The organism is Exiguobacterium sp. SL-10 (genome assembly GCF_004337025.1).
In the GTDB taxonomy this organism is placed as follows: Bacteria; Bacillota; Bacilli; order Exiguobacteriales; family Exiguobacteriaceae; genus Exiguobacterium.
Window position 1 is genome coordinate 54,292 of record NZ_SJUP01000002.1, and the last position, 21,476, is coordinate 75,767.

21 protein-coding genes are annotated in these 21,476 nt (G+C 51.1%); 14 read left to right on the forward strand and 7 right to left on the reverse strand.

Features of this window, described 5'->3' with window-relative positions:
• Nucleotides 1-8: 8 nt before the first annotated feature.
• Nucleotides 9-452, reverse strand: a complete 444-nt coding sequence (locus tag EVJ33_RS03220; RefSeq protein ID WP_131434398.1) for a hypothetical protein — start codon at nt 450-452, stop codon at nt 9-11.
• Between the two features lie 103 nt (nt 453-555).
• On the opposite strand from EVJ33_RS03220, the gene EVJ33_RS03225 reads away from it, so the two are divergent.
• The 4 genes from EVJ33_RS03225 to EVJ33_RS03240 all read left to right on the forward strand — a co-directional run bounded on the left by EVJ33_RS03225 (nt 556) and on the right by EVJ33_RS03240 (nt 4,734).
• Complete coding sequence (locus EVJ33_RS03225; protein ID WP_131434400.1) at nt 556-1,050, forward strand: LURP-one-related/scramblase family protein; 495 nt, start codon at nt 556-558, stop codon at nt 1,048-1,050.
• Nucleotides 1,051-1,063: 13 nt separating this feature from the next.
• Complete coding sequence (locus tag EVJ33_RS03230; RefSeq protein WP_131434402.1) at nt 1,064-1,606, forward strand: NUDIX hydrolase; 543 nt, start codon at nt 1,064-1,066, stop codon at nt 1,604-1,606.
• A complete protein-coding gene (locus EVJ33_RS03235; protein ID WP_131434404.1) occupies nt 1,578-2,150 on the forward strand; it encodes a DUF1349 domain-containing protein in 573 nt (190 codons plus the stop codon). Before EVJ33_RS03230 ends, EVJ33_RS03235 begins: the two co-directional genes overlap by 29 nt.
• A 193-nt stretch (nt 2,151-2,343) precedes the next feature.
• Nucleotides 2,344-4,734 carry a carbohydrate binding domain-containing protein gene (locus EVJ33_RS03240; protein ID WP_131434406.1) on the forward strand — a complete coding sequence of 797 codons (2,391 nt, stop codon included), beginning with the start codon at nt 2,344-2,346 and terminating at the stop codon, nt 4,732-4,734.
• 49 nt (nt 4,735-4,783) lie between these two features.
• On the opposite strand, the gene mprF is transcribed toward EVJ33_RS03240, so the two are convergent.
• A complete protein-coding gene (mprF, locus tag EVJ33_RS03245) occupies nt 4,784-7,282 on the reverse strand; it encodes a bifunctional lysylphosphatidylglycerol flippase/synthetase MprF (RefSeq protein ID WP_131434408.1) in 2,499 nt (832 codons plus the stop codon).
• Nucleotides 7,283-7,490: 208 nt separating this feature from the next.
• Here mprF and EVJ33_RS03250 point away from each other — a divergent pair, with 208 nt between their 5' ends.
• The 4 genes from EVJ33_RS03250 (at nt 7,491) to EVJ33_RS03265 (ending at nt 10,387) form a co-directional block, all read left to right on the forward strand.
• Complete coding sequence (locus EVJ33_RS03250; protein ID WP_131434410.1) at nt 7,491-8,078, forward strand: bifunctional transcriptional activator/DNA repair enzyme AdaA; 588 nt, start codon at nt 7,491-7,493, stop codon at nt 8,076-8,078.
• Nucleotides 8,035-8,934, forward strand: coding sequence for a DNA-3-methyladenine glycosylase family protein (locus EVJ33_RS03255; protein ID WP_131434412.1), 900 nt, complete (start codon nt 8,035-8,037; stop codon nt 8,932-8,934). The genes EVJ33_RS03250 and EVJ33_RS03255 overlap by 44 nt, the downstream gene beginning before the upstream one ends.
• On the forward strand, nt 8,921-9,433 hold the full coding sequence (locus tag EVJ33_RS03260; protein ID WP_131434414.1) for a methylated-DNA--[protein]-cysteine S-methyltransferase: 513 nt from the start codon (nt 8,921-8,923) through the stop codon (nt 9,431-9,433). Before EVJ33_RS03255 ends, EVJ33_RS03260 begins: the two co-directional genes overlap by 14 nt.
• 90 nt (nt 9,434-9,523) lie before the next feature.
• Nucleotides 9,524-10,387, forward strand: coding sequence for a DegV family protein (locus EVJ33_RS03265; RefSeq protein ID WP_131434416.1), 864 nt, complete (start codon nt 9,524-9,526; stop codon nt 10,385-10,387).
• A 48-nt stretch (nt 10,388-10,435) separates the two neighbouring features.
• Here EVJ33_RS03265 and EVJ33_RS03270 read toward each other — a convergent pair whose 3' ends face one another.
• Nucleotides 10,436-10,987, reverse strand: a complete 552-nt coding sequence (locus tag EVJ33_RS03270) for a histidine phosphatase family protein (protein ID WP_131434418.1) — start codon at nt 10,985-10,987, stop codon at nt 10,436-10,438.
• A 111-nt stretch (nt 10,988-11,098) separates the two neighbouring features.
• Here EVJ33_RS03270 and EVJ33_RS03275 point away from each other — a divergent pair, with 111 nt between their 5' ends.
• Nucleotides 11,099-13,978, forward strand: a complete 2,880-nt coding sequence (locus EVJ33_RS03275; RefSeq protein WP_131434420.1) for a DEAD/DEAH box helicase — start codon at nt 11,099-11,101, stop codon at nt 13,976-13,978.
• A gap of 22 nt (nt 13,979-14,000) precedes the next feature.
• Here the strand turns inward: EVJ33_RS03275 and EVJ33_RS03280 are convergent, their stop codons facing one another.
• Nucleotides 14,001-14,414, reverse strand: a complete 414-nt coding sequence (locus EVJ33_RS03280) for a (deoxy)nucleoside triphosphate pyrophosphohydrolase (RefSeq protein ID WP_131434422.1) — start codon at nt 14,412-14,414, stop codon at nt 14,001-14,003.
• Between the two features lie 227 nt (nt 14,415-14,641).
• Here EVJ33_RS03280 and mqo point away from each other — a divergent pair, with 227 nt between their 5' ends.
• Nucleotides 14,642-16,141 carry a malate dehydrogenase (quinone) gene (gene mqo / locus EVJ33_RS03285; protein WP_131434424.1) on the forward strand — a complete coding sequence of 500 codons (1,500 nt, stop codon included), beginning with the start codon at nt 14,642-14,644 and terminating at the stop codon, nt 16,139-16,141.
• Nucleotides 16,142-16,229: 88 nt separating this feature from the next.
• Here mqo and EVJ33_RS03290 read toward each other — a convergent pair whose 3' ends face one another.
• Both EVJ33_RS03290 and EVJ33_RS03295 read right to left on the reverse strand, forming a co-directional pair.
• Nucleotides 16,230-16,754 carry a CarD family transcriptional regulator gene (locus tag EVJ33_RS03290; protein WP_131434426.1) on the reverse strand — a complete coding sequence of 175 codons (525 nt, stop codon included), beginning with the start codon at nt 16,752-16,754 and terminating at the stop codon, nt 16,230-16,232.
• A 106-nt stretch (nt 16,755-16,860) separates the two neighbouring features.
• Nucleotides 16,861-17,289 (reverse strand): MarR family winged helix-turn-helix transcriptional regulator, encoded by a 429-nt coding sequence (locus tag EVJ33_RS03295; RefSeq protein WP_131434428.1) that lies wholly within the window; start codon nt 17,287-17,289, stop codon nt 16,861-16,863.
• Nucleotides 17,290-17,425: 136 nt separating this feature from the next.
• Between EVJ33_RS03295 and EVJ33_RS03300 the strand changes: the two genes are divergently transcribed.
• The 4 genes from EVJ33_RS03300 to EVJ33_RS03315 all read left to right on the forward strand — a co-directional run bounded on the left by EVJ33_RS03300 (nt 17,426) and on the right by EVJ33_RS03315 (nt 20,533).
• A complete protein-coding gene (locus EVJ33_RS03300; protein ID WP_131434430.1) occupies nt 17,426-18,172 on the forward strand; it encodes a hypothetical protein in 747 nt (248 codons plus the stop codon).
• A 115-nt stretch (nt 18,173-18,287) separates the two neighbouring features.
• Nucleotides 18,288-19,034, forward strand: a complete 747-nt coding sequence (locus EVJ33_RS03305) for a methionine ABC transporter ATP-binding protein (RefSeq protein ID WP_131434432.1) — start codon at nt 18,288-18,290, stop codon at nt 19,032-19,034.
• Entirely contained in the window at nt 19,027-19,689 is a 663-nt protein-coding gene (locus tag EVJ33_RS03310) for a methionine ABC transporter permease (RefSeq protein ID WP_131434434.1), read from the forward strand. The genes EVJ33_RS03305 and EVJ33_RS03310 overlap by 8 nt, the downstream gene beginning before the upstream one ends.
• Before the next feature lie 25 nt (nt 19,690-19,714).
• The gene (locus EVJ33_RS03315) at nt 19,715-20,533 is read left to right on the forward strand and encodes a MetQ/NlpA family ABC transporter substrate-binding protein (RefSeq protein WP_131434436.1); all 819 of its coding nucleotides are present in this window, start codon (nt 19,715-19,717) and stop codon (nt 20,531-20,533) included.
• Nucleotides 20,534-20,567: 34 nt separating this feature from the next.
• Here EVJ33_RS03315 and EVJ33_RS03320 read toward each other — a convergent pair whose 3' ends face one another.
• Nucleotides 20,568-21,404, reverse strand: a complete 837-nt coding sequence (locus EVJ33_RS03320; protein WP_131434438.1) for an aldo/keto reductase — start codon at nt 21,402-21,404, stop codon at nt 20,568-20,570.
• Between the last annotated feature and the right edge of the window lie 72 nt (nt 21,405-21,476).

The following is a 21,476-nucleotide window of genomic DNA, read 5'->3' on the forward strand; positions in this document are numbered from 1 at the left end:
GCGGCGTTTTAGTATGTCAGAAGCGTTTTGACGGCGTGACGGAGCTGTTCAATCTCCTCGTTTTGCCACCCGTTTCGGTCCACGGCGTTGATTAACTGATGACTGGCTTGGATGATTGCATGTTTCAGTTCCTCAAGCGATACAGTCCCCATACGCGTCTTTGGATGACCATCTTCTACAAATGTGAGCTCGACGTCTGTGGCGGTCACTTTTTTAGCGGCTATCTGGATTGGGCCGTCCATGAACTGAAACGAATACGTCTCGTTGAGCGGGGCGAATACAAGGGCACGGCAATTGTCGACCCACCAATTCAAGACGACGGCGACAAAATCAGACCAATTTTGTCCCGGGAAATAATCATGGAAATCGATGACGAAGGCAAGATTGCCGATGATATGGGTCTCGTAAGTTAAAGAGTCGAGATCTACCTCGATTGAAAGATGATTCTTCATAAAGACTCCTCCCGATGATTACATCAGAAAAATATAGTGAACTGAATCATAGTTGGGTAAATACTCGTATACAGAGTATCACAACTAAATCGGAGGGATGACGATGAACACGCTCTACATGAAACAAAAGGTTTTAAGCTTACGCGGACGTTTCACGATTAAGGATGCGGATGAGAACGATCAGTATTTCGTCGAAGGGAGCTTCATGAAGCTGCCGAAGTCGTTCACCATCTCAGACAAAGAAGGACATGAGATTACGACCATCACGAAAAAGACGTTTAGTTTCTTGCCGAAGTTCTATGTCGATGTCGAAGGCCAGGATACAGTCACAATCTCGAAAGAGTTTACGTTGTTCAAACCGCGTTATACGATTGATTCGGCCGGAATCGATGTGCAAGGCAACTGGTGGGACATGGACTTCCAAGTGACGCAGAACGGTCAAGTCATCGGCAGTGTCCAAAAGAAATGGCTGTCATGGGGCGATAGTTACGAGATTCAAGTGGTGGATGAGACGATGGAGCACATGCTCATCTCAATCGTCGTCGCCATCGATTGTGCGAAGGCAGACCAAGCTGCAGGTGCGAGTGCGGCGACATAAAGGGGATGGAACGATGGAGTTTTGGGATGTGTATGATGTGGACCGCAAGAAGACAGGGCGGACGTGGCAACGGGGCAACCGTCTCGAGAACGGCGATTATCATCTCGTCATCCACGTCTGCATTTTCAACAAAGATGGACAGATGTTAATTCAGCAGCGCCAACCGTTCAAAGACGGTTGGTCGAACATGTGGGACATCACGGTCGGTGGCAGCGCAACGGTCGGCGATACGAGCCAACAAGCGGCGATGCGCGAGCTCGAAGAAGAAATTGGGCTGAAACTCGATTTATCGAACACGCGACCGCATTTGACGGTTAACTTTGACGAGGGGTTCGACGACATCTATCTAGTTGAGACGGACGTCGATCTCGACGAGTTGACGCTTCAGGAATCGGAAGTGCAGGCCGTGCAGTGGGCGGATGAGGCGATGATTCTCGACATGATCCGTTCAGGTGAATTCATTCCGTATCACGAACCGATGATTCCATTGTTGTTCGCGATGCGAGGCCAGTGGGGAGGAATCAATCATGTGGCAGAAGTACACGTGGATCAATAAACCTAATGAAGTGAACGCAGGTGAGCACCTGACGTTCCAGACGGCACCAGACACGGATTTTTGGCGGAACACCCATTACGGCTTCAACCGGATGACGGCGCACGCTTTGGTGACGGACGTGGCGGCCAAGCGGTTTACGTGCCGGGCGACGATTGAGATGGAGCCGAGCCATACATATGATCAGGCCGGCATCCTGCTATACGTTAACGACGAGCATTGGCTCAAGACGTCCGTCGAATATATCCCGGACGGACCGTCACACCTCGGGGCCGTCGTCACATCCTTTGGTTATTCGGATTGGTCGACGCGGGATTTCCCGAACAAGGACATTCACGGTCGGTTGACGTTCGAACTCGTCTATACCGATGGCGATATTGAGGTGTTCTTCGAATACGAGGACGGTACGCGTGAACAGTTACGGATTGCTCATCTCCATGACGTCTCGACGTTGCGCGTCGGACCGTACGCCTGTAGTCCAGATACGGAGGCGCCTGGATTCAAAGTCACAATTTCAGATTGGACAGTTACGGAAGCATCGACTTGAGTCATCGGTCGATGCTTTTTTATATATCATTTTCATTTCACTTCAAGAAAATGGTTGAATCGAGGCATGGAAAAAATTTATAATGCAATTAACGAAAGCGCTTTCGGAAAGTGTTTTCAATCTGTACGTCACTAGAAAAGGCAAGGTCGATTGCGTCGTCCCTGCCTTCATTCATGCCAAGGGAGGAAATGTAATGAAGAAATGGGTCGCACTTGCACTCGGGACTGGTCTTGTCTTATCTGCCGCACAAGGCGCATCTGCCGAAAAGTCGGAGAAAAAAGACAACACGAAATGGAAGCTCGTCTGGTCAGATGAGTTTGACCAACCAGAAATCGACCAGACGAAATGGAACTTTGATACGGGGAACTGGTTGAAGGACCAAGACGGTACGCCGGTCACGCCGGGTTGGGGAAACAATGAGAAGCAATTTTACACGGACAAAAACGAAAACGCTTTCGTAGAAGACGGGAGCCTCGTCATCCGTGCGAAAAAAGAACAAGTGACAGACGAACTCGGGTCATACGATTTCACGTCGGCGAAGTTGACGACGAAAGGCAAATTTAGTCAAACGTACGGCCGTTATGAGATGCGTGCGAAGCTTCCGACCGGCAAAGGGCTATGGCCGGCGTTCTGGATGTTGCCGGAACAGGACCGCTACGGTGCCTGGGCCGCGTCTGGTGAAATCGACATCATGGAATCATGGGGCAGCCAGCCTGACAAGGTCGCCGGAACGATTCATTACGGCGAGAATTGGCCGAACAATAAATATACCGGCAAAGACTACCACTTCGAAGAAGGCGACGGCATCGACAAATGGCATACATATGCGGTTGAGTGGGAGCCAGGCGAATTGCGTTGGTACGTTGACGGGAAATTGTATCAGACTCAAAACGATTGGTACTCGAAAGGATTGAACCAAGCGACGAAATACAGTTATCCGGCACCGTTCGACCAAAACTTCTATTTGATTATGAACTTGGCCGTCGGCGGTTGGTTTGATGGAGACGTCGATGCGACGACGCCATTCCCGGCTGATATGAAAGTCGATTACGTTCGCGTCTTCGATTTGAAGAACCGCGACTATCGCGAAGCAATCGAACCGGTGTATACGGATGAAACGATCGTGCTTCCGGATGGAGCGAAACAACCGTCTGAAGACGGGAACCTCGTCTACGATCAAGACTATACAGAGCCAATCACGACCGTGACGAACGGTTCGCAGGCGCTCGACCCGGTGAATTGGAACTATGTGGCGCTACCGGACTTCGGTGGAGCCGGATCCATCGACGTGATGGAGCAAGCGGGTTCACGCTTCGCGGATATCTCGATCACGCAAGCGGGTAGTCAGCCGTACTCGCACCAATTGATTCAAAACGTGTCACTCGGCAAAGGCGGTCACTACAAAGTGACGTTCGACGCGAGTGCGGACTCGGCCCGCTCGATCGCTGTCAAAGTCGGCGGCGGACCAGACCGCGGTTACGCGAAGTATTCGGATGAAGGCTCGTTCGATTTGACGACCGACGTCCAAACGTATTCGATGACGTTCGACATGGCAGAAGACACAGACCTTGCGGCACGTCTCGAGTTCAACGTCGGTCTCAGCACGGCAGGCGTCCAAATCGGGAACGTCCGCGTCGAACAGACACCGCGTGAAGCGCTTGACCCGAACGCGACGAAGCCGGCGCTCGGAGACGGCAACCATGTCTATAACGCCACGTTCGATCAAGGGGCAATGGACCGTTTGACGTACTGGCAGTTCGACCCAGGCGCAACGAAAGGCACAGGCACGGTTGATGAGGAAGCTCGTCATTTCGAGTTCGTGACGAACGCGAAGAAAGGGCAACCGGCAACGCTCGTCCAAAACGGCATTCAATTGACAGAAGGCCGTGAGTACGTGCTTCGCTTCAACGCGAAATCGGAACGCATCAAATCGCTTCAAGTCGGCCTGAACGGATTGGACGGACAAGCGTATCTCCCGCTCCAAGACGTGGCGTTGACGCGCGACTTCCAATCAATTGAAATCCCGTTCACGATGGAGCAAGAGTCGGACTTGTTGAGCCAACTCCAATTCGTGCTTGGTTCGGCCAAAGGCAAAATCACACTCGATGATGTGCAATTATTCGATGTGACACCGGTCGAGGTTGATCCATCGCCACTCAAGAACGGTTCGTTCACTGAAGGATTGACGCATTGGGGCTCATACGTCCACTTTGACGCCCAAGCGGCGGTCGAAGCGGTGAACGAGGCGGCTCAGTTGTCAATCACGCAAGAAGGGCAAGAGCCGTGGAGCGTGCTCATGGAGCAAGGCGGCCTCGAGTTGCATGAAGGTCAAACGTACGTCGTGCGGTTTGACGCTAAATCGACAGTCTCCCGCAACATGGAAGTGACGATTGAGAACGCGGCGTACACGCGTTACTTGAGCGAAATCGTCCAAGTTACTCCTGAGACGAGCACGTATGAATTCGAGTTTGTCATGGGACAGACGGACATGACAGCGATGAAATTCTTGCTCGGCCGCACGGACGGCTCGCCGCTCGGCGCGCACGATGTGACGATTGATAACGTCAGCGTGACAACGAAATAACGGAACAAAAGGAGCGCCTCGATTATGTGGAGACGCTCCTTTCTTAATATCATTGTCCTTTTTTCCGGCTGATCAACCGCGCCGTCCGAAGCAAGGACGGGAGCAGTTTCCGACGCTTGCGGATGGCCAAATATCTGGCTTCCCACGTCGGTGTGAACTTACGTTTGAATTGACGGAGCCCGCTGAACGGATAGATGTAACTGATGTTCTCGAAGATGTCGGCCGCAATCCGTTCCGGCCAGTACGCGAACGTGTGCTCACCGACCGAGGCGAGCGGTGCCATGCCGAGGCCGACATGGGCGTAGTCATTTGACCGTGCCCACTCAATCACGTACAGAATCAGCACCTCGATCGATCCGGGCGGAGCCTCACCATGGGAACGCATCAAATCGATGGAGACGGTATCATTGCCGCGGAGCAACGTGATGAAGGCGACGACTTGTCCGGTCTCGTCACGAAGGAGGGCGACCGGATAGTGGACCAAAGCCTGCTCATTGAAAAAGCCGAGCGAGAAGCCTTTCTCGCTTCGATTGCCAAGCCAGTCGTCCGAGATGCCGCGCAGCGACGCCATCAACTCGGATGACGGGTTCATGACGATGTCGGTCGTATAGCCCCGCTTCGTGAATTGGTTATGGAGCGAGCGCATGTTGGCGCGCTTTTTTCCGGTGAGCGAGAACGTGGAGACGTCGACCGTCGCCTCTTCACCGAGCTTGAAGAATGTGAACCCGGCATCGTGCAGGCGCGGCATCCAGTCCGGGGTGACTTGATAAAAGAGCGGGATATAGCCGAGCCGGTCCGTCTCTTCGATAAAGGCGAGCAACAGCTGTGACGCGGCGTCTCTCACTCCTTGCACGTCACCGAGGACGATGGCGTGATTGCCGGATAAGGCGAACAACAGACACGCCTCGTCATCTGCTCCATAATAGATAAATTTGTCGTTCATATAGGCCAAATCGAACGCGCTCGTCGTCGCATGCGTGGCTTGAAACGCCGCGAAGCGGGACGGTTCGAACGACGAGCCGAGCTTCGGACGTTTCAACCGGTTGAACAGCGTGAATATGCCGATCAACAGCAGCCCGGACAAGACGACGGCGGTGAGGCTCAATGCAAAGGCCGCGTCCGGGTCAAAGAAAATCGTGTCGGTCTGACTGAACGACTGCAGCAAGAACGCATGCGTGCCGACGTATAGACTGACATAGGCGACGTTCCGGACGAAGCGGCTGACAGTCACGATCGAGCGATAGCGTTTATGCTGGGTCCGGGTCAACCAGACGAACAAGGCGAACGCGCCGACAACGAACGCTTCAAATAGATTGAAACCGCGCGCGATGACACCGATACTGGCAATGAAAACTGCGACGCCGACGAGCCAGAGTACGCGTTTCGTCCGGATATACATGCCGAACGTGGTCAGTAGCGTCAATAGACCAGCCGTGAACAGCGCGAGTGAGCCGATCCACTGCAACCAAAGGGCAGTCGAATAGAGCGGTGACACGCTCGGTAACAGTGTTTGGAACCAAAGGACGAGACTCGTCATCAACGCGATTAAGCTACCAGCAAGCCGTCCGGTCTTGGCGAGTGTGCGCGACACGATGCGCCAGACGACGGTCCCGATTTCATAGGACGACCCGATAATCGGTTTATATTCGATCTGTTTGACGACCTGGTCCCCGAAGACGAGCGCCGCCAAGAACAGGCCAATCATGAATGGGACGATGAAGTAGACGAAGCGATAGACGATCAAGGAAGACAAGACAATCTCTTGATCGATCCCAATCTGGGTCATCCCAACGAGGTATAATAAATCAAACGAACCGACACCTCCCGGGACGAGCGAGACGACTCCAACGATGGTCGCGACGATGAAGACACCCATCATGGCTGCGAGCGGTGCTTCGCCTCCAAGTAAATGCAGGGCATACAAGGCGACGAGTCCGGCCGTCACCCATTCGGCGAGCGACGTCGCGATATAGCCGAGCAATGTCGGCCAATCCAAGTTCGACCGCTTCCGCGTCACATATATGTAGAGCGGCAAGACGGCGAGTGTCGCGAAGAGAACCGGCCAAATCCACTGTTTCGTTTCGGTGAGCGCATCGGCCGGGAAGAGCCCGAGCAGCACCCCTGCAGCAAGCAGAGACAAGCCGCTGATGAGCGTCGGGGTCATCCACCCGATGGCCCGGAGCAACCGCTTCGTATCCGTATACGGCCGATACAGCGATGTCCGGAGCGCGATACCGATGACGCCGCCGAACCCGATCATGCCGTTCATCGAGTTTGTGATCCATGCCGCGCGAAGCAGTTTCGAGAGCGGGATATGGACGTCAAGCGAACGCAATAAAAAGTAGTCGTATCCGGTCATCGACAAGACCGCAATGAGGCCGAGGCTGATCAAGGCGATCTGTTCGAAGCCCGTCAACGCCTCTAACGTTTGAAACGCTGCGGCGAGCGACAAGTTTTGGAGCTCTTGACCGCTCTGATAAAGAATCAATCCAATCAATAGGAATGGAAGCAACCATTTCAGTTGTTTCCAGGAAAATCGCTTTTGCATCGTATGTGCTCCTTCTGAAAAACTATCGAAATCTTGATTAGCTAAAGTGTACTCAATCGAGTCGTGTAATCATAGTACGAGTCAGAAGCGAAGACGGATTCAAAATCAATGAGATTCGTGAATCGCGGGAATGTAGACTGTAAGCGCAAGAAACAGGACGAGTGAACGAAAATCAATCTGATACAGTAAAACAAAAGGGGGGACTGAGATGCTGACGTTTGAAGAGAAGTGGGAGAAAGTGCTCGCGTGTGACGCGGCGTATGACGGACAATTCTATACCGCGGTCAAGACGACCGGGATTTACTGTCGGCCCTCGTGCCGCTCACGGAAACCGAAACGGGAGAACGTCGATTTTTATGAGACGAAAGCGGAAGCGGAGTCGTTCGGTTTTCGGCCGTGCAAGCGATGTCAGCCCGAGGTTGACCGTAGTCCGGCGAGTGCGCTCGTCCATGACGTGACGGCGTTCGTGCTCACGCATTACAAACGGCCGCTCAAGCTCGAGGAAATTGCCGAGCATGTCAACTTGAGCCCGTTCTACGTCGAGCGGACGTTCACGCAAGCGACGGGCGAGACGCCGCGCCGTCTGCTCGAAAAGGTTCGCATCGACAAGGCGGCCCATTTGTTGCGGACGACGGACATGAGCAATCTCGCCATCTGTTATGAGGTCGGATTTCAAACCCCATCCAACTTTTATCGCGTCTTCCGACAGCTAAAGGGATGTTCACCGAGCCTATATCGAAAGGGGGGATCCGATGAGTCGCGCATCGTTCGAGATTCACGTCACCGCTCCGTTTGACTTTCAACAATGTCTGCAGTTTTTACGACGCTCAAACGATGAAGTGATGCATGTCGCCCGCGAAACGTCCGTCTTAAAGCTGTTCGATGTCGACGGACGATTGCTGCTAGGGGACATCAGGGAGACGTCCCAAGGGCTCGTCATCGTGTTCCCGGAAGACATCATCACGAGCGCGGAACAAGAACATGTGGAGCGATACGTCCGTGACTGGTTCGACCTCGACCAAGACGTCGCCGCGTTCGTGCGAATGGCTGAGACGGATGAACTGTTGCGTCCGCTCGTCCGAGAGTACGAGGGGCTACGCCTGATCGGGTTCCCGGACTTGTTCGAGGCGCTCGCGTGGGCCGTCATTGGCCAACAGATCACACTGTCGTTCGCCTATACGCTGAAACGACGGTTCGTCGAGCAATATGGACCATCCCGTAAGGTGGACGGCGTGACGTACTGGGCTTTCCCCAATCCTGAGACGATTGCGCTCCTCGATCCGAGTGAACTGAGACCACTTCAATTCAGCACCCGGAAAGCAGAATATATCATCGGCATCGCCCAGGAGATGACGGACGGACGATTGTCGAAACAGCAGTTACGGAACAAGTCATCCGACGTGATGCATGAACGGTTGCTGAGCTTACGCGGTGTCGGGGAGTGGACGGCCGCGTATGTAAGGATGAAGTGTTTCCAAGATCCGACGGCGTTTCCGGCTGCGGACGCTGGTTTGCATCAAGCGTTGAAGCATCACCTCGGGCGAAGCGACAAGTTGACGGCAGACGAAGTGAGGCAGTACGGGGAACGCTTTGCCGGATGGGAAGCGTACGCCACATTCTATCTATGGAGGTCCTTATATGGAGACGTATAGACTGGACTACGTGAGTCCGATTGGGATTCTGGAGATTGTCGGGACAGAGACGGCCATCCGCTCCATCCTGTTCGTCGAACGTGATGACGTCTGCTTTGAAGCGGAGGAGATGACGCCGGACGTGTTGAATACGTGCTACCGAGAAATCGAGGAGTATTTCAGCGGACGTCGCCGCGCGTTCACATTCCCGTATGAGGTGCAGGGGACGGTGTTTCAACAGGACGTGTGGCAGGCGCTGGTCATGATTCCATACGCCGAGACGACCTCGTATCGCGAACTGGCCGTGACACTCGGACGGGCCCGTGCCGTGCGGGCCGTCGGCAGCGCCAACGGGCGCAACCGATTGAGCATCGTCATCCCGTGCCATCGCGTCATCGGATCGAACGGGACGTTGACGGGTTATGCGGGCGGCCTCTGGCGGAAGGAATGGCTGCTTCGACACGAGCAAACAAGCGCATATTCGGGCCTGGCAAAAAAACATCTCCCCCTCCATATCTGATACAATGGAGAAGTCCTATCGTGACGTCTGAATCGACGTAGTGGTCTAGGACGATTCTCGTCATTTAAGGGCGATTATTTGGAGGGTACCATGATAAAATTACTAGCAGATTCAACTTGTGATTTATCCGATGACATTTTAGCAAAATATGAGATTGGCGTCGCACCGCTCATCATCACGATTGACAATAAATCGTATGAGGACCGTGTCGACATCCAGCCCGATGAGTTTTACGGAATGTTGGAAGCGCTACCGGAATTCCCGACGACGGGGATGCCGAGTCCGGCGACGTTCATGAGATTGATGGAAGAGGCCGTCGAGAGCGGACATGACGAGATTTTATGCATCTGTATGTCGAGTGGAACGAGCGGGTCGTATCAATCGGCCGTGCTCGGTAAAGAATATTTCGAAGAGGCGCATCCCGATTCGACGGTGAAGATTCATATCGTCGACTCACGTTCGATGAGCCACGGGAGCGGCTGGCTTTTGATGAAGAGTGCTCAGATGCGTGAAGCTGGGGCGACGTTCGAGGAACTTGTCGATTTCAACGAGAAGTACAAAATGAAAGTGAAGCACTTCTTGTCGGTCGACGACTTGGATCACTTGATCAAAAGCGGCCGCATCTCGAACGCGAGCGCGATCATCGGCAAGCTGTTGATGGTCAAACCGATCATGAGCATGAAGAACGGAAAAGGGGCCATCGTCGCCAAAGAGCGGGGAACGCGTAAAGTGCTCAAGCACTATACGGACGAGTTCATCAAACGCTGCGACAACGACATTACCAACTTCGTCATCATCGGCTATACGTCAGATCAAAAGATTGCCGAGAACTTGAAGGCGAAGATTCAAGCCGAATCCGACTTCAAAGGCGAGATTTATCTCATGCAGATGGGCGTCTCGGTCGGGACGCACGTCGGCCTCGGAGCCATCTCGATGTTCTTTGTGGAGAAATGAAAAACGAAAGCCGTCTCATTCACGAGGCGGCTTTTTCTGTGGATAACGTTATCCACAGGCAGGGACAGACCAGACACGATTCACGGACCAAGAGTTATCCACAATCTCGAGGCGATAGACGTCAGGATTGCTGAGATTACGCCACGTGTCGAAGTCATAGCGGTTATCCACATGTTGAAGAAGCAACGCGAGCAGGTTGCCGTGCGTCACGAGGACGGTCGCGCCGTTTACGTCGTCGAGTGGATCGATGACGCTCAAAATCCGGTCCGTCGCGTCTTGACCCGATTCGGCACCCGGCAAACGGAACGAGGTGTCGGTGAACGAATGACGGAGCAACTCGAACCAATCGTCTCGAGGTTCAAGCGAGAGGATGCGTTCGCGCAACTTCGGCTCCGTCTCGATGGTTAGCTGCTTGGACGTGGCGAGCGGTGTGATTGAGGCGAGGGCTCGCGTGTAGTCGCTCGAGATGATGCGATTGACGGGAGCGTCTTGAAAAAATTCAGCGAGTGCGAGTGCTTGCTGTTCGCCGGCCTCGGTAAGTAAGGCGTCCGGCTCTTGGCCGATGGCCGAGCAATGACGGATGAGATAGAACGTAGACATGAAGTTCCTCCTTGATCATTTTTATGCAGAAGCTAATAATGAAATATATGTAAAATGAAATCTTAGTATTGGAATTATTTGAATTCAGTATAAATCATGTTGGAGGTACGTATGACCCATTTTGCAGAACAACTTAAAAATTCGTTAGAAAAGGGTTTCATTGATAAGCATCATCATCACGTGAGTCCATTTAAACCTGAGTTATTAATGAATGAAAAGCATAAGCGACAAGATGTACTCACTTCGCTTCTAGATGAACTGAAGGGATGCCAATCTTTCTTATTCTCTGTTGCGTTTATTACGGAGGCTGGCTTAGCTACGTTAAAATCTACGCTTTCCGACTTACATAACAAAGGTATCCGGGGAAAAGTCATGACTTCGACGTACCAATACTTTAATCAACCTAAAGTCTTCAAAGAACTATTAAAACTGAAAAATGTAGATATTCGCATTTCAGAAGTTGAGGCATTCCACTCTAAGGGATACATTTTCCAACACAAGGAGTATTACTCATTAATTGTTGGAAGTTCTAATTTGACGTCTGGAGCGTTAAAGACAAATTACGAGTGGAATTTGAAGTTAACCTCTCACGAGAATGGCGAAATTGTCGGACACTTCCTCAATCAATTTGAAGAAATGTGGAATGTTGCAGTCCCGTTGACACCTGAATGGATATCAGCTTACGAACGTTCGTATCGCCCCGTCTTCGGAGAACGTGTAGCTGAGTTTCCAGACTCGTACGGAGTAAATCGATTAAAAGAAGCGTTACAAGTAGAACCTAATTCGATGCAACTCGCAGCTTTAAATGGAATTGAGGCCGTTCGTGCAAATGGAAATACAAGAGCGCTCGTCGTGTCAGCGACTGGTACAGGTAAAACATATTTAGCCGCGTTTGACGTTCGTCGCTATCGACCGAAGCGAATGCTATTTATCGTTCATCGGGAGCAAATTCTGCAAAAGGCAAAACAGGATTTCCAGCGAGTAGTCGGGGGGAAAGAAGAAGATTTTGGAGTTCTTTCTGGAACGAGTAGAGCTATACATGCTAAATACGTGTTTGCGACCATTCAAACGATTTCTAAACAAGAAACCCTAAATCAGTTTGACCAAAACGCATTCGATTATATCCTAATTGATGAAAGTCATCGGGCAGGAGCGACTACGTATCAACGAATTATTGAGCACTTTACGCCAGAATTTTTACTAGGAATGACGGCAACTCCTGAACGTTCAGACGGATATGATTTATTTAAGCTGTTTGATTACAACATTGCATATGAGATTCGATTGCAAGAAGCGCTTGAAGAAGATATGTTATGCCCTTTTCACTACTTTGGGGTGACAGATCTTGAGGTGAGTGGAGATCAAGTTGAGATTGATGTATTCAATCAGCTCGTGTCAGAGGAACGAGTGACAAGAATTATAGAAAAGATTGATTACTATGGTTTTTCGGGGGAGCGTTTGTGTGGTTTGATGTTCTGTAGTTCAAAACGAGAAGCGAAACGACTTTCTGAAGAATTGAATCGTCGAGGTTTTAGAACATGTGCTTTAACCGGAGATGATTCGCAAGAAAAAAGACAAGTAGAAGTGACTAACTTGGAAGAAGGTCGCTTAGATTACATTTTAACAGTTGATATATTCAACGAAGGAATTGATATTCCGAGCATCAATCAAGTTGTCATGTTACGTCAGACTGAATCTAGTATTATTTTTATTCAACAACTAGGACGAGGATTACGAAAGCATAGTTCAAAACAATACGTGACAGTTGTTGATTTTATTGCGAACTATAAGAATAACTATTTGATTCCAGTCGCCTTATCTGGAGACCGGTCTCAAAATAAAGATTCGATTCGGAGAAAAGTGATCGATCGTAGCTATATTTCTGGCACGTCGACTATTAATTTTGAAGCCATCGCAAAAGAGCGCATTTACGAATCGATAAATCAAGCAAAACTAACTGACTTAAAAGTGTTAAAAGAGGCTTATCACAATCTGAAAAATCGTTTAGGCAGACCTCCGATGCTAAGCGATTTTGTTGAACATTATTCAATGGATCCAATTGTTATTGGAACAAAGAAGGGTCATTACGGTGCATTTTTGAATATAGTGGAGCATGATCTCCCTGATCTTCCCTCCGTTCACTCTAAAATTCTGTTGATGGTGAGCCAAGAGTTATTATCAGGAAAACGAGTACATGAGACATTGTTAATGCAACTTCTATTGGAGCAGGAGAGCTTGAATAAAGAAGACTTTATTCATCATTTGCGTAAACATGAAATACGGAGTGACAAAGCTACCATTCACTCTTTAGAGAACGTATTGTCATTAAACTTTTTTAAAGATGCTGATCGCTTAAAGTATGGTGGAGAAACTCTAATTTCATGGGAGAATGAAATATATAAATTTTCATCTCATATGCAATTTTTATTAAAAAATGAGTGGTTTACTCAGCTGTTTAAAGATGTATTAACCGCCTCCTTAGCTAGAGGTCAACGATACGACCAAACAAAACCATTAACCCGACTTGAAAAGTACACGAGGAAAGATGCTTGCCGCTTGTTGAATTGGGATAAAGAAGAACAATCAACGATTTATGGCTATAAAATAAAACATCAAACTTGTCCAATTTTTGTCACGTACCATAAGGGTGAAGACATTGAAGCTAGCATCAATTACGGAGACTCCTTTATTAATCCAGAGGTATTTCATTGGTATACGAGAAGTAGAAGAACGACAAAATCGGAAGAAGTACGTAAAATCATTGAGGCACAGGAAAGAGAGATCGATATTCATCTCTTTGTGAAAAAGGATGATGATGAAGGCGGAGATTTCTACTATTTGGGTGAAGTCAAACCGGATCGCGAATCTGTTCAAGATACGACAATGCTGAATCAAGACGGACAAGAGTTATCGGTTGTCACGATGAACCTACTTCTTCAAGAAAGCGTTGACCAACAAATTTATGACTACTTACATGAACAAACGCATTAATAAAAGCCGAGACGTGAGGGGATTACACGTTCTCGGCTTTTGTCGTTTGCTTGATGACGTCGTTGACAGCGGGAATATCTGCCGGGGCCCAAACGAGGGAATGTAAGTTATCGCGTTTTAACCAAATTAACGCATCGTGTTCTGTTGCGGTAGGCGTTCCTGATTTTAACTCAGCACGCAATGAAATCAATTGAATGATGAACGTTTCATATTCATGTACATGTTCATTAATCACTTCGTGCGCAGTGATTTCACAAGCTAACTCTTCAGAAATCTCACGTTCGAGTGCTTCTTGCAAATTCTCACCGTCTTCAACTTTTCCACCAGGGAACTCCCACATATTTGGAATCAACATATTCGTTGAGCGAAGAGCGCAGAGAATTTCTTGATTTTCGTTTTCGATCACTGCTGCAACTACTTTAACTTTCTTTTTCATCATAGCTACCTCATTCTCTTTCATATTCATAGTTTTCATCATAACATCCCTAGTTAAGTAGAGCTGACTATACAAGAATCTCTAAAAAAGTTTTTCCGTACTTAACCCTTATCAAACATCACAAAAGCGTTATAATCAATATAACAATTATAAACGGGGCGAGTCGGCGAATGGGGATTTACCGAATCGTCTCATACACAAATCCAGGGGAGAAGGATGGGGTTTTCATGAGCAGTGTTCAAAAGAAAACAGACGTCATTTTGATTGGGGCAGGGATCATGAGTGCGACGCTCGGGTCGCTCTTTAAAGAGCTCGTACCAGAGTGGGAAGTCAAAGTGTTTGAGAAGCTCGAAAGTGCAGGGGAAGAGAGTTCGAACGAATGGAACAACGCCGGGACGGGGCATGCCGCTCTCTGCGAGTTGAACTATACGACCGAGAAGCCGGATGGCACGCTCGACATCTCGAAAGCGATCAACGTCAATGAGCAGTTCCAAATCTCGCGTCAGTTTTGGGCGCATCTCGTCAATAAAGGTTTGATTCAAAATCCGGAAGCGTTCATCCGTTCGATTCCACATATGAGTATGGTCCAAGGCGAGAACGATGTCCGCTTCTTGAAAAAACGTTTGGAAGCGCTAACAAATAATCCGTTGTTCGAAGGGATGGTTTTATCGGATGACCCGGAACAGCTCCGTGACTGGATGCCGATCGTCATGGAAGGGCGTTCCGTCGATGAGCCGATCGCGGCGACGAAAATCGATTCAGGCACCGACGTCAATTTCGGCGCGCTCACACGGATGCTGTTCGATCATTTGACCGGCCAAGGCGTCGAGGTCAATTACAAGCATAGTGTCGAAGACGTCAAACGGTTGGACAACGGATTATGGGAAGTGAAAGTAAGGGATATTCAGGCGAACACGATTGAAACGCACACAGCACCATTCCTGTTTATCGGTGGCGGTGGCGGCAGCCTGCCGCTCCTTCAGAAGACGGGCATCCCCGAATCGAAGCATATCGGTGGCTTCCCGGTGAGCGGTTTGTTCCTCGTCTGTAAGAACCGTGACGTCATCGAACAACACAACGCGAAAGTATATGGCAAAGCGAAAGTCGGCGCACCGCCGATGTCGGTGCCGCACCTCGACACGCGGTTCATCGAAGGGCGCAAAGAGTTGTTGTTCGGCCCGTTTGCCGGCTTTACGCCGAAGTTCTTGAAGACGGGCTCGAACCTCGACCTCATCCAATCGGTCAAACCATACAACGTCGTGACGATGCTCGCGGCCGGGGCGAAAGAGATGCCGCTCACGAAATATTTGATTGAGCAGGTGCTCTTGTCGCATGACAAACGAATGGACGAGCTCCGTGAGTTCATCCCGACTGCGAAGAACGAGGACTGGGAAATCGTCGTCGCCGGACAACGGGTCCAAGTCATCAAAGACACACCCGACGGCAAAGGGACACTCCAGTTCGGAACGGAAGTTGTCAGCGCGAAAGATGGATCGGTCGCAGCGTTGCTCGGTGCGTCACCGGGCGCCTCAACGGCCGTGCACGTCATGTTAAAAGTACTCGAGCAGTGCTTCCCAAGCCGGATGCCGGAATGGGAACCGAAAATCAAAGAGATGGTGCCGTCTTATGGCGTCTCGCTCTCGGATCACCCGGAACTATTCAAGACGATTCATGAATCGACAGCGATGGCGCTCGGTCTGAAAGAGAAAGGCGTCGTCCATAATTAAGCGAGTACAGGCGAGGATATGTTTATATTCTCGCTTTTTCTTTGTGATTTTTGCATAAAAAAAGACCTCTTCGCACGGAAGGGGCCAATCAAGTAGTGGCGACAGGTTCTTCGCTCAAATAAGCAACAATTTGTTGATCGATGATTTCTTCCGATAATTCAAGCGCGAGCGAAAGTTCTTTCACGAGGATCGTTTTAGCGTTCTCTAAAATCTTACGGTCCTGTTCATATAACTTTTTGTTCAACAAGAGAGCTTCGCTTTGGCGGCGGGCAAGCGTGTTGATGACTTGAGCGATGTCGTGGCGGTTACCCGAGTGCACGACGTTCAAGAATTCGCGATTGCGGTTGTTCGGATGGGGATTCCATTCGACACCTGGCGAGCGGAACGATTCGAGGATCTCTTTTGCTTCTTTCGCTTCGAGGAGCGTCAACATCATCACTTTGTCACTATCGACAGGGATACTGATTTGCAACTTCTGTGCGTTGTTGATGGGATGGAGCGTGTAGTACGACTTCGTCTCACCCGCGACCGTCATGTCGGAAATGTCGTCAATGCGGCAGACTCCGTGGGTCGAATAGATGATTAAATCACCAGTTTTGAACAAATCGATCACCTCTTCCTTTTATCAAGTATAGTAGTTCATGACACGAAATGTCAACTCGGTTGACATTTGAGGTGAGATATGACACAAAAAAATCCCTCCCAATCGTTAGGAGAGATTACAGATTCCAGTCGGCTTTCAACAACATTTTCAGTTGTCGGAACGCGTCGTCACCAAGTGAATCGGCTATTTTTTGTTCGAGTTCGGCTTTCAACGCCTCGTTCTGTTCATAACAACGAACACCGAGTTCGGTCAAGGCGATACATTTGTCTTTCCGGCTCGTTGGGTGATCGGTCACCGTGACGAGTTCTTTCGCTTTCAAGTTCTTGATGAGCTTATGGATCGCTTGACGGGAGATGTGGACGTTGCGCGTCACTTCGGCAATGGTCGGCTTCGTTTGATAAATCCGGGCGAGCACGTACCATTCGGAGTTGGAGATGTAGATATCGTGTTGCTCGTTCCAAGCCCGTTCACTGATACGGCGGATTTGGTCGTGTCGCTCACTGAGGAGGTCGAGGAGTCGTGTCGTCGGTTCTGTTGGAGTCAAAGTGGTCACTCCTATTCGTTTTTGTCGTTCCTAACTATACAAAAGCGGATGTGCCGCGTCAATGCGCGAGATGAGTTCGTGAAGCTTCGATAAGATCGACCGATTTAGGGAACAGAAAAACAGAGGAGGGACTTGCATGCCGACACGCACCGATTTGTTTCGACGCTATAAACAACATATTCTCGATCTACCCGATTTGGAAGAGGCGACACTGAAGAGTGAACCGTTCTTACTCGAGGAGGACTCGAACAAGCAACTCACGATTTATTATGCGCCGTTCGAATACATCAACCCGAACGCCAAAGTCGTCATCACCGGAATCACACCGGGACTGTACCAAATGCGGCAATCGTTCGAGGCGATTCGTGATTTAGCGGACGCGCCCGACGAGGAGGCGCTCCGAGCCGTCAAACAACGAGGCAGCTTCTCCGGACCGATTCGTAAGAACTTGGTGACGATGCTTGACGACTTGGAGTTGCATCACCACCTCGGTCTCCCGACGACGCTTGACCTGTTCGGCGAGGCGAACCATCTTGTGCAGAACACGGCGGTGTTGCCGTATCCGGTCTTCTATAAAGGGAAGAACTATAACGGATCGAGCCCAGACATGTTGAAGACGAACTTGTTCCGATCTTATGTCGAAGGTAGCTTCGCTGACGAAATGGCTGTCCTCGAGGACGCCCTTATCTTACCGATGGGGATTAACGTGCGCCGTGCCGTCGAGACGCTCGTCGACAAGCGGATCATCGCGCCGGAACGTGTCGTGAGCGGATTTCCCCATCCATCCGGAGGGAATGGACACCGGCATCGCATCTTTGCCGAAAATCGTGAATCGATGCGACGCCATATCGCCGAACATTTCAAACAGCACCCGCTGAAGTGAACCGCCCCGTGCGGTTCTTTTTTGTGAAGCACCTCAACTGACAAGTTTGCTTTAGTTCGCTAAAATGGAAAACGGTTATCATCCACTTTTTCATCACGAAAGAAAGGAACCGTCTATGATCACGTTAACGAATGTCAGCAAACAGTTTGGCCGTGATAAAGCCGTCCAAGACGTCTCACTTGAAATCAATCGCGGCGAGATTTATGGCGTCATTGGGGCGAGCGGGGCCGGCAAGTCGACGTTGCTCCGCTTGATGAACTTGCTCGAGACACCAGACGCGGGTCAAGTCACGGTCGATGGCGATGAGTTGACGGGCCTATCGAGTCGACAGCTGCGCGAGAAGCGCCACGTCATCGGCATGATTTTCCAACAGTTCAATCTCGTTGCGAACAAGACCGTCTATGACAATGTGGCCGCCTCGTTGAAACTGGCCGGCCGACCGCGCGCGACACATGAGGCTCGAGTGCTCGAGTGCCTTCGTTTCGTCGGGCTCGAGTCGTTCAAAGACAAGTACCCGGCGCAGCTCAGCGGTGGTCAAAAGCAACGCGTCGCCATCGCGCGGGCGCTCGCGAACGAACCGCACGTCTTGTTGTGCGACGAGCCGACGTCGTCGCTCGACCCGAACACGACGGCCGAAGTGCTCGGCGTGTTGAAGTCGATTAACGAGCGGCTCGGCGTCACGATTGTCATCGTCACACATGAGATGGACGTCATCAAGCAAGTGTGTGACCGCGTGACCGTCATGGCGGACGGCTCGGTGTATGAGACGATTGACGTCATTCCGAGCGGGGTCGCAGACATCGACGACAATCCGGCCTGGTTCGTCAATCAACTGAAGAAGGCGGGTGAGCCGAATGCCTGAGGTGCTCCTGCAATATCAGACCGAGATCTGGCAATCGATCGGGGAAACGTTCATCATGGTCGGCGTGTCGATTCTCGCGGCCGTCCTCCTCGGTCTGCCGCTCGGGACGTGGCTCTACTTGTCACGAAAAGGACAGCTGCTCGAGAATCGGGCCGTCTTCTCCGTGCTCAACTTGGTCGTCAATATCGTCCGCTCGTTCCCGTTCCTGTTACTCGTCGTGTTTTTGATTCCATTTACGCGGCTCATCATCGGAACGGCCATCGGGACGGCGGCGGCAACCGTGCCACTCGCCATCATCGCCATCGCCCATTACTCGCGTCTCGTCGAGCAGTCGCTCCTTGACGTCCCGCGCGGCGTCGTCGAAGCGGCCGTGTCGATGGGGGCGTCCATCAAAGACGTCATCTTCAAGTTCCTATACGTCGAGGCCCGTTCCGGTCTCGTCCTTGGGCTCACGACGTCGATCATCAGCTTCATCTCGTACTCGACCATCATGGGGGTGGTCGGGGGCGGCGGCATCGGAGACTTTGCTATCCGCTACGGCTATCAACAGTTCAAGACGGAGCTGATGATGTACATGATTCTCATCATGCTCGTCTTCGTCCAGATGATTCAGTTCACCGGTACGACGGTGGCCCGACTCATCGACAAACGCTAATCATCTACAGAAAGAAGGAGAACTTATGAAAAAATTAATGGCGCTTTTCGCCTCACTCACACTCGTCCTCGCGGCATGCGGGAACGACTCGGAAACATCTACGACGGAAGCCCCGTCAAACGAGCCACAGACACTCAAGGTCGCATCGCTCATCCCACCGATGACCGATATGCTTGAAATCGCGAAAGAACAGCTCGCAGAAGATAACATCGAGCTCGAAATCGTCGTCCTCGGCGACAACGTCCAACCGAACACGGCGCTCGCAGCGAAAGAAGTCGATGCGAACTTCTTCCAACACGTCCCGTACATGGAAGAGTTCAACCGCAGCAATGACGCCAACCTCGTCCCGATCGAACCGATTTACTTCGCCAACTACGGCGTCTACTCGAAAGAGTATGACAATATGGACGATATCCCGGAAGGCGCGACGCTCGCCATCGCCAATGACGTCTCAAACATCGACCGCTCGCTCTCGTTGCTCGCCCAACACGATGTGATTGAGCTCGGTGAGAAGAACGGTTCGTACTACACGCAAGCCGATATCACGGAAAACCCGAAGAACCTCAAGTTCGAGGAAGTCGATTTGCTTATGCTCGCGCGTGCGTATGACGACGTCGATGCGGTTCTCATGACGCCGGCTTATGCGGCTCCACTCGGCTTGACACCGAAGAGCGATGCGCTCTTGACGGAAGGTGTCGAGAACGACTTCGCGATCACGCTCGTGGCCCGTGAAGACAATAAAGACGAAGAAGCGATCCAGAAACTCGGCGAAGCGCTCACAAGTGACGAAGTCCGAGCGTTCTTGGAAGAGAATTACGAAGAAACGGCGATTCCGGCGTTTTAACGAAAAAAGATTGAGCCACGCGGCTCAATCTTTTTTAGTATTCCTCGTATTCTCTCGGGTCTTGGTTGTCGATGCGGCCGTCTAGCTTCGTGAGTGCGCTGAGCGTCTCCATCTCGTCCTCGGTCAGTTCGAAGTTGAAGACGTCGAGATTCTCCTTTTGGTGCAACTCGCTCGATGAACGCGGGAGCGGGATGACACCGAGTTGGACGTGCCAACGCAAGATGACTTGGGACACAGTCTTGCCTTTTTGTCGCGCTAACTCGGCGATTGTCTCGTCATGCGTGACGGTCCGGACTCGGCTCAAAGGGCTCCATGCTTCGGTGATGATGCCGCGCTCTTTGTCGGCCTGACGCTGCTCGACTTGGGAGAAGTAGGGGTGCATCTCGATTTGGTTGATGACCGGTGTCTCACCCGTCTCCTCGATCAAACGATCGAGGTGCTCGGGCATGAAGTTCGAGACGCCGATGGAGCGGATCCATCCGTTCTCTTTCGCTTGGATGAGGGCGCGCCACGCCTCGACGTACTTGTCTTGTTTCGGGTTCGGCCAATGCAACAGGAACAAGTCCCAATAGTCGAGATTCGCCCGATAGAGCGACTCGCGAATCATTTCCAGCGCGGCATCGTAGTCGAAGTATTGTGCGCGGAGCTTCGACGTCAAGAACAGCTGCTCGCGCGGGATGCCGGATTGACGGACAGCCTCGCCGACTGCCCCTTCATTGTCATAACGAATCGCTGAGTCGATGAGCCGATAGCCGTTGCGAATGGCGCTCGTGATGGCGTCGACGCCCGGTTCGCCTCGTAAATAGACGGTGCCGAGCCCGATAGACGGAATCTCGTAGCCGTCATGCAGTTTGATGGTTGGGATATTCATAAAATGCCTCCTCATTCAAAATCCGTTCTCTTGTCCGCTATTCCACTTTCCGGGGAAATGAAACGTTTGAAG